Origin of the sequence: Thiomonas intermedia (assembly GCF_002028405.1) — a bacterium.
GTDB classification, from domain to species: Bacteria; Pseudomonadota; Gammaproteobacteria; order Burkholderiales; family Burkholderiaceae_C; genus Thiomonas; species Thiomonas intermedia.
In genome coordinates this window covers 473,311-485,927 of the sequence record NZ_CP020046.1, presented here as the reverse complement: position 1 = coordinate 485,927, position 12,617 = coordinate 473,311, and the positions used below count along the sequence as shown (strand labels likewise).

At 62.7% G+C, this 12,617-nt stretch carries 11 protein-coding genes; 1 reads left to right on the top strand and 10 read right to left on the bottom strand.

What is annotated here, in order from left to right; genetic code table 11:
• Positions 1–87: 87 nt before the first annotated feature.
• From BVH73_RS02205 to BVH73_RS02160, 10 genes are all read right to left on the bottom strand, one after another.
• The gene (locus BVH73_RS02205) at positions 88–1,047 is read right to left on the bottom strand and encodes an XrtA-associated tyrosine autokinase (RefSeq protein ID WP_079415694.1); all 960 of its coding nucleotides are present in this window, start codon (positions 1,045–1,047) and stop codon (positions 88–90) included.
• A 9-nt stretch (positions 1,048–1,056) separates the two neighbouring features.
• A complete protein-coding gene (locus tag BVH73_RS02200) occupies positions 1,057–2,658 on the bottom strand; it encodes an XrtA system polysaccharide chain length determinant (RefSeq protein WP_079415693.1) in 1,602 nt (533 codons plus the stop codon).
• A gap of 52 nt (positions 2,659–2,710) precedes the next feature.
• Positions 2,711–4,858 carry an XrtA/PEP-CTERM system-associated ATPase gene (locus tag BVH73_RS02195; protein WP_079415691.1) on the bottom strand — a complete coding sequence of 716 codons (2,148 nt, stop codon included), beginning with the start codon at positions 4,856–4,858 and terminating at the stop codon, positions 2,711–2,713.
• A gap of 9 nt (positions 4,859–4,867) precedes the next feature.
• Positions 4,868–6,526 carry a TIGR03016 family PEP-CTERM system-associated outer membrane protein gene (locus tag BVH73_RS02190; RefSeq protein WP_079420239.1) on the bottom strand — a complete coding sequence of 553 codons (1,659 nt, stop codon included), beginning with the start codon at positions 6,524–6,526 and terminating at the stop codon, positions 4,868–4,870.
• 38 nt (positions 6,527–6,564) lie between these two features.
• Entirely contained in the window at positions 6,565–7,182 is a 618-nt protein-coding gene (locus BVH73_RS02185; RefSeq protein ID WP_079415690.1) for an XrtA/PEP-CTERM system exopolysaccharide export protein, read from the bottom strand.
• A gap of 277 nt (positions 7,183–7,459) precedes the next feature.
• The gene (locus BVH73_RS02180) at positions 7,460–8,446 is read right to left on the bottom strand and encodes a sulfurtransferase (RefSeq protein ID WP_079415689.1); all 987 of its coding nucleotides are present in this window, start codon (positions 8,444–8,446) and stop codon (positions 7,460–7,462) included.
• 62 nt (positions 8,447–8,508) lie between these two features.
• Positions 8,509–9,228 carry a DUF6969 family protein gene (locus tag BVH73_RS02175; RefSeq protein ID WP_079415687.1) on the bottom strand — a complete coding sequence of 240 codons (720 nt, stop codon included), beginning with the start codon at positions 9,226–9,228 and terminating at the stop codon, positions 8,509–8,511.
• Positions 9,229–9,285: 57 nt separating this feature from the next.
• Positions 9,286–9,525 (bottom strand): hypothetical protein, encoded by a 240-nt coding sequence (locus tag BVH73_RS02170; RefSeq protein WP_079415685.1) that lies wholly within the window; start codon positions 9,523–9,525, stop codon positions 9,286–9,288.
• A gap of 100 nt (positions 9,526–9,625) precedes the next feature.
• A complete protein-coding gene (locus tag BVH73_RS02165; RefSeq protein ID WP_079415684.1) occupies positions 9,626–10,231 on the bottom strand; it encodes a YeeE/YedE thiosulfate transporter family protein in 606 nt (201 codons plus the stop codon).
• Entirely contained in the window at positions 10,228–10,737 is a 510-nt protein-coding gene (locus BVH73_RS02160; RefSeq protein WP_079415683.1) for a YeeE/YedE thiosulfate transporter family protein, read from the bottom strand. The genes BVH73_RS02165 and BVH73_RS02160 overlap by 4 nt, the downstream gene beginning before the upstream one ends.
• Positions 10,738–11,169: 432 nt before the next feature.
• Between BVH73_RS02160 and BVH73_RS02155 the strand changes: the two genes are divergently transcribed.
• Positions 11,170–12,459 (top strand): NAD(P)/FAD-dependent oxidoreductase, encoded by a 1,290-nt coding sequence (locus BVH73_RS02155; RefSeq protein WP_079415681.1) that lies wholly within the window; start codon positions 11,170–11,172, stop codon positions 12,457–12,459.
• The last annotated feature ends 158 nt before the right edge of the window (positions 12,460–12,617 follow it).

Sequence of the window (12,617 nt, the reverse complement as noted above, 5' to 3'; positions counted from 1 at the left end):
GGAACCTCTCAAGGAAACGCCGGGCCGCCCCAAGTTTCCTTGACCCCCACGGGGGGCGGGCTGGGCGCAGCCCGGCCCTGGGGGCGCTCAGTACGCGTAGTAGCCGTAGGGCGAGCCCGCCTTCGGTCCGCGGCTCTGGTTGAGTAGGGTGTAGACCATGGGATGGTCCTGCAGCATGGTGAGGGATTGCTGCACCGTGCCCTGGTGCGTGCGCCCGGCCTGCACGACGAAAAGAATCTGCCCGGCGTGCAGCGACAGCGCGCGGGCTTCGGCGGAGGGCAGCAGCGGCGGCGCGTCGAGAATGATGACGCGGTCGCGGTAGCGGTGGGCCATTTCTTCGAGCAGCAGGTCCATGGTGGCGCTGGCAAACAGCTCGGTGGCCTGGGCGTTGGGCGTGCCCACGGGCAGGACAGCCAGCTTGGGCACATTGGTGGCGAGAATGAGGTCGGACAGGTCGAGCTCGGGATGGAGCAGCTTGTCGATCAACCCCTGCGCCGGAGCGATGCCCAGACGTTCGAGCAGGGTGCTGCGCGAGGGGTCGGCATCGACCAGCAGGACGGTGTGGTTCAGTTCGGCGGCGATGCTCATGGCGAGATTGGCCGCGACGAAGGTCTTGCCTTCTCCGGGCAGCGAGCTGGTCACCATGATGAGATTGGGACGGTCGATCTTGGTCGAGGCCGCGCCGGTGATATTGCCCAGCAGCGGCCGCTTGACGACGCGAAACTCATCGACCAGCAGGGAGCGCGTGGCGTGGGGCACGATGTAGCCCTGGGCCGCGAGTCGGTTGAGATCGATCTCGACCTGCTTCGAGCGGGTGCCCATGTCTTGTGGCTTGGCGCTGCGAGCGGCGGGCTCGACGGGTTTGGCCTGGGCTGGGAGCGGATGCACGCTGGCCGCCGCGGCAGGGCTGGCGCCGGAGGCGCCTGACATGAAGGGTGACGGCGCGGGCGGTGTGGTCTCGGCAGGCGGCGTGGGGGTCCACGGCACGTCCACGCCGGCGGTGCGCAGTTCTTCCAGACGTTTGACGGCTTGTTCAATGGTGCTCATGGTGTTTCCTTAGACGCCGGCCTGCCGTGCGAAATGGGCCCAGATGGCCCAGAGCAGGCCGATGAGGACGAGTCCGCCTACGCCTAGGGCGAGGTTCACGTTGCCGCGCTTGTCTTGCGCGAGGATGTCGGGTGAGTTCAGCATGGAAATGCTGCCGAGCACCGGGCGGTCGATCGATTCCCGCAGGTGGCGCGGGCTGTGAAAGGTGGGCATGACCTGGGAGACGACGAAGCTTGCGACGCCGCCACACGCCAGGGCGAAGAACACCAGCATGGCGATGAGCACGGGTTTGCTCGGGAACAGTGGACGATGCTCCACGCGCGGCGGATCGACCACGCGGAACACGGCGAGCTGCGAGGAGGCGTCGACGCTTTGGGTGAGTCCGGCGGACTGGCGGCGCGCGGCCAGGTCGTCGTAGCTCTTGCGGATGACGTCGTAGCCGCGCATGAGCTCGGCGTATTGCTGATCGAGTTCGGGCATCTGTCCGGCCTGGCTGCGAAGCTGGCTCAGGCGGCTCTGGGCCTCGCCGACCTGGGCCTGCAGCGAGGCGACATTGGCGTCGGCCTGGGCCACTTGCACCCGCAATTGCTGATAGGCCGGGTTGGCGGCGCTGATGGTGTTGGAGGTGAAGGCGGGCTCGTTGGTGTGAGCGGGCTGCTCCGCTGCCGCCTTGAGGCGAGCTCGCTTCTCGGCCTCCAGCCGGGCCAGCGTCTGGCGGGCGGAAATGACATCGGGATAGTCGTTGGTGTAGCGCTGCAGCAGGTCGTCGAGCTTGGCGCGCTGCGCCTGGATGCGCTGCTCGACGTCGAGAACCGCCGGGGGGACGCCAGGCGCGGCAGTTCCGGCGGCGGCCATGTAGGGCGAGGTCACGCTGATGGTGGGAGACTCGCCGCGCATCTGCCCGCTGATGGCATTGCGCGCGGCAATCGCGGCGCTGAGCTGGCCCTGCAGCTGGGAGAGCTGATCGGAGGCCTGGTTGACGCGGGTGTAGTAGTCGATGTTGGCGACACCGGAGTAACCGGGATGCTGGGTCTTGAAGTCTTTGAGCTTCTGCTCGGCCGCACTGAGCTTGCGGCCGTAGTCAGCCACCTGGGCATCGAGAAACTTCAGCGCCTGCTCGGTGTCCTGCTGCTTGCCACCGATGCCCGAGGTGAGGAACATGTTCACCAGATCGGTGACCACGCCCAGGGCAACCTTGGGATCGCTGTTGACGTAGGTGACGCTGTAGAGGTTTTCGCGCGCATTGATGTTGAGCTTGATGTTCTTGAGCAACTGATCGACGGTGCGGTTGACGGCGTCGGGCTTGCCGTCATCGATGGCGAGGTGTTTTTCGCGCACCAGTTGTTCGAGATTGGGACGGGCCAGCAGGGTGCGGGCCACCATGGCGACCTGATCGTCGATGTTGGGCTGCACGGTCAGGCCCTGCATCAGCGGCTTGAGCAGGGTCTGGGTATCGACATAGACGCGGGCGGAGGCCATGTAACGCTCATGGAACAGGGCCACGCCGACGCCGCCGAGCACCATGATGACCCAGGCGGTGAGCAGGCCCACCCATCGCCTGTCCCACATGCCGGGCAGGAGGTTGAACAAGGGGCGCAGTAAGTCGTTCATGGTGTGGTGTTTCAGAGAGATATGGGGCCAGGGCTGCCGGACGGGGCGCCGTTCATGCGTGGGCCTCCAGGGTTTCGAGGACCTGGTTTTCCCATTGGGTCATGAGCCAGGATTCCAGAGCCTGCGCGATGCGGTCGGAGGCCTTGCCGTCGCAGTTGAAGGGATTGGGACGTGCGTTTCTGTCGCCCTCGAGGATGTCGCCCATCGCCTGGAAAATGCGGCGGAAGTCGTGCCCGACGATCTGGTTGCTGCCTTGCTTGAGGGTATGCGTGCGGGCGCAATAGTCTTGCAGGGTCAGGCAGGGTATGGCCAGGTGGGAGCTGGCGTCTTGCAGGTTGGCGCGATCGGTCAGCAGGCAGGTGGCCTGCTTGAGCAGGGCGAGAGTCTGCCCGTAGGGAAGCTCGGGAACGCAGGCCACCCGGGCGCCGCGCAGGGAGTTGCTCAGGCCGTATTGCAGCATGCGGCTGTGGATGGCTGCCGGCATGGGCCAGATGACGGGAAGGATGCGACTCAGGCGCTTGGCGTTGGCCAGCATGTCGATCATTTTTTCACGCGAGGACGCCCATTCGGCGTCTTCGAGCAGCAGCAGCGCAAAGCCCTGGGGGTTGGCAAGGTAGGTTTTGGGTACGCCAATATCGGGCGCGAACTGCTTGGGGTCTGCGGCATGGACGCTGGCCTGTAGCGTGGCATCGATGCGCAGATTGCCGACGACTCGGATGGACTCGGGCGCGATGCCGTCGTGCGTCAGCACATCGGCACAGCTCGGTCCGAGCGTCAGATGCAGATCGGTCAGTTGATCGATGAGGATGCGGTCGATCTCCTGCGGATCGGAGCGCTTTCCGTGGCGCAGGCCGGACTCGATGTGAATGTGCGAGAGATGTTGGTGACGGGCCATCAGCGCTGCGGCCAGTGCGGCATCGCCGTTCGAGAAGGTGAGCACGGCTGTGGGCCGGTAGGTCGCGAAGATCTGGTCGAGCCAGTTCGTCCACACGGCCAGGCCGGGCTGCTCATCCTGTGCGTCGGGGAGCAGGGCAAGGTCGATTTCCGCCAGGGCCGGATCGTTGGCTACCGCCGACGTAGCCAGATGTTCAAGCCCGACCAGCAGCGGCACCGGCAAGCCGGAGTAGAGCTTCATCTTCTGCATCAAGGGATGCAGGGCGATGCGGTCTTCCTGCGTCTGGGCGATGCAGAGCAAAGGCCCCGGTTCGCCGGGCTTGGGCGGCGAGGGTGCGCGGGTCATCGCTTCGGCCACGTCGCGCAGGATGGGCTGGCCCAGTGGGGCTTCGTGATCAGGCACGCTGGACACGGCTGCGGGCGCGGGGCGATGCACGGGCGCGGTGATCGTGGGGGGCTGGGGCTCCACGGGGTCGGCGGGACGCATCAAGCCGCCGATCTCCTCGCGAATCTCGCGGGCCACGGTATCGACGCGTGTCGCGTCGATCTGGTCGGCGTTGTCGAGAAAGGCCGAGAGCAGCAGGCGGTTGCACAGCATGTTGATGCGGCGCGGCAGCCCTCCCGTCCAGTCGTGAATGGTGGTGAAGGCGGCCTCGTCGAACTGCGGGCGGCCGGTCCAGCCCACGCGCTTGAGGCGATGGACGATGTAGGCCCGGGTTTCGTCGGCGTCCATCGGGCCGATGTGGCAGCTGGCAATGATGCGCTGGCGCAGTTGTTCCAGATTGGGGGCCCGCAGCACTTCGCGCAGTTCGGGCTGGCCGACGAGGTAGCTTTGCAGCAGGGCGCGGTTGCCGTACTGAAAGTTGGACAGCATGCGCAATTCTTCGATCGCCGCGGCATTGAGATTCTGCGCTTCGTCGATGACCAGCAGGGCACGACGGTTCTGCAGCATCAGCGTGGTGAAGTGGGCTTCGATGGCGGCGAGCAGTTCGGCCTTGGAGGCGCTCTTGGACGGAATGCCAAAAGCGTTGGCGACCGCACGCAGGAGGTCGTCGGCCTCGAGCTGCGTGCTGACGATCTGCGCGGCTGCGACCTTGGCCGGATCGAGTTCATTGAGCAGCGCGCGCACCAGGGTGGTCTTGCCCGCGCCGATCTCGCCGGTGACGATGATGAATCCTTCGCCCTGCATCGCTCCGAAGCGCAGGTATTGATGGGCGTAGTTGTGTCCCTTGCTTTCGTAGAGAAAGCTGGGATCGGGGTTGAGTTGGAAGGGAGGGGCGCTCAGGCCGAAATGTGCCGCGTACATGGACCTGAATCAGAACTGATGGGTTACGCCGGCGTAGATCGCCGATTCGTTCGCATTGAGGATGCCGGTATTGGCCGTGTCGAGCAGTTGCCTGCGCGCGCCAAGTACGAGAATGGTCTGCGGGGAAAGGCGCCGACTGAGTTGCACGATGAAGGTGGTCTGACGCGTGCTGACGCCCTTGTTGGGGCCGAATCCAGTACTCAAAGCCCAGAGGGCGCCGACGTTCAGGCTCGTCACGGGCGTCAGGCGCCGCCCATAGCTCAGGCCAATACCGTTCTGGTAATAGTCGGCCGAGGCAATCAGCAGGTTGTTCAAAGGCGGCGTGCCCGGCAGAATCAGATCCTGCGTCTTGGTGTGAAACACCGATACGGTATAGCTGTTGCGCTGCGCCAGGAGAACGCCGGTGAGGGTCAGGGTGTTCTGAAGCGTGGCGGACTGGGTGTAGTAGTTGACGGCGTTGGGCAGGGTGGCCGGCAGACCCGTGACCGCCAACAGGTTCTGCACCGCCTGGGCGCGGGCCGCGGGGTCCGGGAACTGCGACGCCAGCATGCCTCCCAGCAGCGTGGACAGGCTGACCCCGGAAGGTATGGTCTGCAGCGACGCGAGGTAGGACGAGGGCGCGCGGTTCCAGTTCAGGCGCAGGCTGAGGTGCTGGATCTGCTGCGAGGCGTTGATGTCCCAGCCCGTACCGAAAAACCGGCGCTCCACCACACCGTCGAATCGGGTGTAGAGGTTGGGCCGCCAGTTGGCCTGCACGCCGTAAATGCTGTGATTCAGGCTCGCATAGCCGGTGGAGTAGCGCTCGTAACCGCCAATCAATCCGGCCTCGAAATGGGGAGTGAAGGCATACAGAACGCGGCCCCGCGCGATTTCATCGCGTAGGGTCAGGGCGCCGGTGTCGGTGTAGACGGTTTCTTCCTGTCGTGCATCCAAGCCCCAGCCGAGCGGCGTGGGCCGCCGGTCGAGTCGGATGGTTTGCAGGCCGTAGCGGCCATTGCTCAGATCGGCGCCTGTCTGATTGCCGCTGATCTGCGTCCAGGTATTTTCGCTGCGGGCGCGCAGACGCAGGTTGTCATCGAAACGATGGTCGATGTAAGGGCTGAGCGTGTACTGGGTGGTGGTGTACGTTGCGGTGCCGGTGGACTGCGACGGGATGGTGGTCAGCGCGTTCTGCTGCGAAAGGACGTTGGCGTCGAAGTACAGCCATTGGTCGATCAGTCTTGCGTTCAGCCCCAGGGTACCCGAAGGCAGCACCGTATTGCTGTATGAACTGCGGGCGTAGTACTGCCCATTGAGTGCGAAGTTGCCGTAGGTTCGCAACTCTGGCCCCATGGTTTGAAACGCGATGCCGGGGGTGATGCTGACGATGGTGTCGGAACGCGCGGGCGTGGCGGTGCCGAAATAGGCATTGCTGGTCTGCACGACGGACATGCCGACCGAGGGTTGAACGAAATTACCCCGTGCCGGAAGCGGCGCGCTGGCGCTGCCCAGCGGCGTCAACAGGCCACCCTGGGTCTCGTCACCCTCGAAGGTCTGGGGCAGGGTGACGCCACCGGGGACCGTGAGGTTGAGGCCGGGAATGGTTTGACCATACGCCGTCCCGGCCTGCAGCAGACAGAAAGCCAGCGGGGTCAGCGCGAACAAAACAGGACGGCTTGCAGTCTGCATGGCGGGCTCGGGTACGGTGAAGGTCAAGGCGGTGTGGTTCAGAACATGCTCTGCGGGATGATGATGACATCACCCGGTTCGACCGGGACGTTTGCCGACATTTGGCCGCGTTTGAGCAGATCGCCCAGCTTGATGCTGTAGGTCTTGCCATGCCGTTCAAGCACTGCGGCGTTACCGTCGGCGAACTCGGTGAGGCCGCCCGCGGCGATCATCACGTCGAGCAAGGACATGTTTTCACGGTAGGGAATGGCGATCGGCCGAACCGCCTGACCGACGATGCGGATCTGCTGGCTGTAGGGGCCCTGGAAGCCGGTCACGACCACGGACACCACGGGATCGCGGACATACTTGGAGAGTTGGGTCTCGATCTCCTTGGCGATTTCGCCAGGAGTCTTCCCGGCGGCCTCGACATCAGGCGCGAGAGGCGTGGAGATTTTGCCGTCCGGACGGACCTGGATCGACATGGACAGGTCTGGATTGCGCCAGACGTTCACGTTGAGCGTATCGCCCGCGCCAACCTTGTAGTGGTAGGCGCCCTGGGCGATCTTGTCCGGTGCGGCCGGGTAATTGTTGGCTGCGCAGGCGCCGAGCAGAAGGGCCGCGATGGAAGCGGCGACCAGGCGCCAAAGACTGAAACGGGAATAGCGGTTCAACATGCTCGACCTCTGTAATGTCGGAGAAGGGGAAGGAACGTGGCGAAATTGTCGAAAGCCAGTGTAGGAGGTTCAAGCCCTCATTTGATCGGTTTTCCAGCGCATGGGCCTGTGAAATATCTCACGCCTGCTCCGGTATTCGACGCTCTCCCCCTCGAATGAACGATCTTGGCGCCGGGCGTTGTGGCACGACCACTCGAATGCGGGGGGGCAAACGACAACGCCCGGGATGTCCCGGGCGTTGTCGCGTAAGAGCCGCAGTGCGCGGCCTATCTGGCCTTTAGTGCGGCAGTCCGACAGTCGGGTTGCCGAGGTTGGTCCACTCGATCATCGAGCCGGTGTAGAGCTTGGAATTCTTATTGCCAAGAATTTCATGGCTGACAAACCAGGCGCCGGAAGCCAGGTGACCCGTGTTGCAATAGGTCACGGTAGGCGCATCCGGCTGGATGTTGAACTCGGCGTAGATCTTCTTGTAGTCGTCGGCGCTCATGAATTCATGCGCGGCGCCAACCGGCTTGACGATGGCGTCCGTCGGGAAGGAGCGCGCACCCGGCAGATGGCCACCGGTCTTGTTGACGGGCTTCTTCACGATGCCGAGGAATTGCGCGGTCGGGCGGGCATCGATGAACTGATCCTTGCCGCCTTGCAGGCCTTCCTTGACTTGCTGCATCGTGGCCAGAATGGCCTTGTCTTCCGCGCCAGCCGTCCAGTTGCCCTTGGCCGGGGTCACTTTCTCGGCGGAGACGGGGAAGCCAGCCTGGATCCAGGCGTTGACGCCGCCGTTCAGAATGGCGAGTTTCTCGCGCGGTTCGCCGAAGTAGCGCAGTTGAAAGTACAGGCGAGTGGCCATGTCCATGGAGTCAACGCTCTCGCCGGTGGGCACGATCACGATGGGCTTGTCGGTCTTGTTCACACCGGAGTCGTCCATGACCTTGGTGAAGTACTCGGCCGTGGGCAGTTGGGCCTTGATCTTGACGCCGTCGACCGTGCGTTCCTGGCGAATCTTGCCGAAATCCACGGGAATGGCCCCTTCGATGTGTCCGCCCGTCTTGACCAGGGTCTTCACCTTGGTCTTGTCGTCGACTTCGAATTTCGGCTCTTCACTGAAGGTCTTGGGCTCGTCGCGGATGTCGATGATGGTGACTGCGTCCTTGTTGGCATTCAGCCATTGGGGCGTGACCAGCGGGCCGGGTAGCGTGGCTGCACCTGCCGTTTGTGCCGCGGCCACGGCAATGATGCTCAGGCCGATCAGATGCTTCAGTTTCATGTTGGCTCCTCGTTTGGATGGGTGAAAATGTACTTTCAGGGCGTGTACCCGCCCGGCTCTGTTCAGGGCGCTTGCGCGCCCAACTCCTCCAACGCAAGAATCTGCGTCGAAAAATCGATACGGCACTGGCTCAGGATGTGGGTGCGCCGGTCTTCAAACAACTGCGTCCGACCGCGCGCTTCCAGCGCCTTGATGCGCGCGTCGCGCATATGAATCACAAGGTCGATCTGCGGCCGAAAAAAAGCGAAGACGGCATCAAGCCAAACCCCGACCTTGTGAGGCCTTGCATCCTTCAATTCGGTCTGCCGCGCCAGTGCGCAAATGCGGTCCGCGCTTTCCCAGCATTCTGCTGTCACCCACTGGTTGGTCGTGAATACGCGCAAAGGCATGCCGCGTTCGTCAACGGAAAGGCCTGCAATATGGGTGTAGCGCTGGTCATGCGGACATGCCGAGTTGTCGTTGGAAGCGAACACATGAAAGTGACCATGCTCGTCCTTCATGCGTTGTGACGCGGCATGCGCGTGGTAATAGAACAAGGCTCCGCTACGACTCTTGGCGTCCCGCCTGGGGTAGTGTTCCCACTCCACATAGGGTGTGGTGCCGATGATCTCGGAGATCACGGTCCTGCCTTTTTGCAGCAGAGATTGGGTCGCCGCCAGGGCGCGCTGGCCCGCAGCGTACAGATCGCTTCGCTCTTGTTCGGACAATGCGCCCAGGAGTTCGACGACATGGCGCCGACTCTTGGGGGCATGACCGGACAACAGGGAAGGGGACTGGATCATGGGGTGTCATGACGCCGCGCGCGATGACCGGCAGTCGGCGTCATGGTTCGACTCAGCTTACTTGGACGGCGCGCAAGGATTGCTGCTCTTGGAGGGCGCGCAGGGGTTGCTGCTCTTCTTCTCCATTTTCTTCTTGGTGGGCGCGCAGGGATTGCTGGGTGCGCAGGGGTTGCTCGAAGCATGAGCAATGCCTGTGGCCGAGAGGCTCGACAGCGCCTGGGGCATGGGGGCCACGACGGCAGCAGCCAGGGCCAGGGCGGGAAGAGCTTGAGACAGTTTGATGCGGGCTTTAGCCATAGGAAACTCCTGAAGAGTGGTTGGAAAACAGGACAACCGTTTGCGGCCCTGTTCGCAAAAAACGTGCGAGAAGGGCCGCGCGCTGACAGAGCGCCTGAATTTAACTGTTTTGGGCAACGAAGGCGCCAGACGACTTGCCACCTGTACCACGCGATTGCATATTGGTGCGCGTCAGGTAGCCCACGATCACCAGTACGGCGAACAGCAGCCCCCAGACGGCCCATGCGGGCATGTGCAGCAGTTGCGGCAAGGTGAGACCGTCCGGTCCGACCTGCTTCCAAGCCCAGCCTTCGATCGAACTGAAGACGGAATTGAAGCCCAGGGTGCCGATGGCAATGCCCAGGAGGAAGATCAAGCCATCGAGCTTGCCCGAGAACAGGGCCACGATCGAGGTGCCAGGGCAGTATCCGCCCACGGCCATGCCAACGCCGATGAGCACGCCGCCGAGCGAGCTGCCCCAGATGAAGACCGAGGGTACGAACATATTGCTGACCTCGATCACGCCCATGCCCTGCAGCAGGTACAGACCGCCGGCGGAGACCAGAATGGCAGTGAACATGACCTTGAAGACGGCCCAATCCTTGAAACGGAGCTGGGCGGTGAGCTTGCAGCCACTGCCAAAGCCAGCGTTCTCAAGAACGTAGCCGAAGACCAGGCCGAGAATGATGCCCGACAGTGGGCCGGTGTATCCAAGAGGGAAGCTCATTTCCAGAGTCCTTTCGTCAGTTGCCCGAAGACGATGCCGGCGATGAAAAAGCCGATGAGGAACAGAAAGCCCGCGGCGGCCAGTGTGGCCGATCCGGACAGGCCCATGCCGCTGGTGCAGCCCAGCGCCAGTCGGGCGCCAAAGCCGGCGGCAATACCCCCGATCACGGCGAGCACGAGTCGCAGGCTGCGGCCGGCCTGGGTGGGTCCATCGATCTGGAACTTGAAGCGGCCAGCCAGCACGCTGCCGATCAGCGCGCCGATGGCCAGCCCGACAACTTCCCAAACGATCCAGCGGTCGAGGCCGACTTCAAACAGGTTGTGCAGATAGGTGTGGGTGGCGACCGTGTTGGGGTCGACCTTGCCGGCGACCGCAGCTGTGGCGAGCGTGGTCGCACCGGTCACGCCGTAGCCATTGCCGGTGACGAGAAAGGTGGCCAGCAGTCCAAGGCCCAGAATGACTCCCGCGACATAGGGATTCCAGAGTGGACGAGGTGTGTTGCGCATGAGTAGGCTTCCTCCAGGTGTTGTGCGGCGACCTCTGTGTGTCTCGCCGCGTGGATGATCGAGGGATCAACTTGTCTCGAAATTCAGTATAGAAAAGATTTCGCAATGCTTCCGGGAGTATTAGGGTTTAACCAGACTAGGACTAACACGGATGCAGACATTTGAAATTTGCGTTTAATCAAACATTTTTGGCGGGCTTGACAGGAATCGCTGGGGTGCGATCAGCCGTATAGATATGCTTGAATAAACGAATGCTTGATCAGGACTGCCGCAAAAGTCTGATGAGTTCACGGACGCATCGGCATGGCGGCGACGACACGCATCGTCAGGATCGCTGCTTCGGCCATACGCTACGAATGGAGCCTTGCCGGAGTTGCTGAAGCGCCGCCCGAGCGCATTCGGGCATTGATTTGCACACCAGGAGACTAGGGTATGGCACACATCGTTGTTATGGGCGCGGGCATTGGCGGTATGCCAGCCGCCTACGAGTTGCGTGAAGCACTTGGCAAGGCACACAAGATCACGGTCATCAATGCCGTGGATTACTTCCAGTTCGTGCCGTCCAATCCGTGGGTGGCCGTGGGCTGGCGCAGCCGAGACGAGGTGATCTTCGGGATCAAGCCGTATCTGGAGCGCAAAGGCATCGATTTCATCGCCAAGGCGGTGACCAAGATCGAGCCTGAGAGCAACGCGCTGACGCTGCAGGATGGCGCCAAGGTCAACTATGACTATCTCATCATCACCACAGGACCGAAGCTGTCGTTCGAGGAGGTGCCCGGAGCCGGGCCGCATGGCGGCTTCACCCAGTCGATCTGCAGTATCGATCATGCCGAAAAGTGCTACGCAGACTACGAAAAACTGGTCGCCAACCCGGGGCCGGTCATCATCGGTGCCATGCCGGGCGCGAGCTGTTTCGGACCGGCCTACGAATACACCATGGTGCTCGACACGGCGCTGCGCAAGAAGAAAATCCGCAACAAGGTGCCCATCACCTATGTGACGGCCGAGCCCTACATCGGCCACCTCGGCCTGGATGGAGTGGGTGACTCCAAAGGCATCATGGAGAGCGCGTTCCGCAGCCACGATATCCGCTGGATCACCAATGCCAAGACGACCAAGGTCGAAGACGGCAAGATGTTCGTGGACGAACTCGACATGCATGGCAATGTGGTCAAGCAGCATGAATTGCCGTTCAAGCACTCCATGATGTTGCCCGCGTTCAAGGGCGTGGATCCAGTTGCCGCAGTCGAAGGGCTTTGCAATCCGCGTGGCTTTGTCATCGTCGACCAGAATCAGCGCAGCCCCAAGTTCAAGAACATTTACTCGGCGGGTGTGTGCATCGCGATTCCGCCGACCGGCCCCACCCCGGTGCCCTGCGGAGTGCCCAAGACGGGGTACATGATCGAATCGATGGTGACGGCCATCGTGCATAACATCGAAGAGGAACTCGCCGGCAAGCAGCCGACGCACCGCGGCTCCTGGCAGGCCATCTGCCTGGCTGACTTCGGCAATACCGGTGCGGCGTTCGTGGCCATTCCCCAGATCCCGCCCCGTAACGTCAACTGGTTCGGCGAGGGGAAGTGGGTGCATCTGGCCAAGATCGCTTTCGAGAAATACTTCATTCGCAAGATGAAGAAGGGCAATTCCGAGCCAATCTATGAGAAGTACATGATGAAGCTCATCGGCATGGAGCGACTGCTGCATCCCGAGCGCAAAGACTGAGCGCTGATCTGCGCCCCCAGGCCCGCAGGCTCCTTGGCCTGCGGGCCTTTTTGCGTGTGGTGTTCCGCAGACGTGGAACATCCGTCAGTTCGAGGGTCCTGCGCAGTTCGGTAGGCTTGGGGCTTGTCCGTTTTGGGCTCATTCGATTGAGAGTTGAC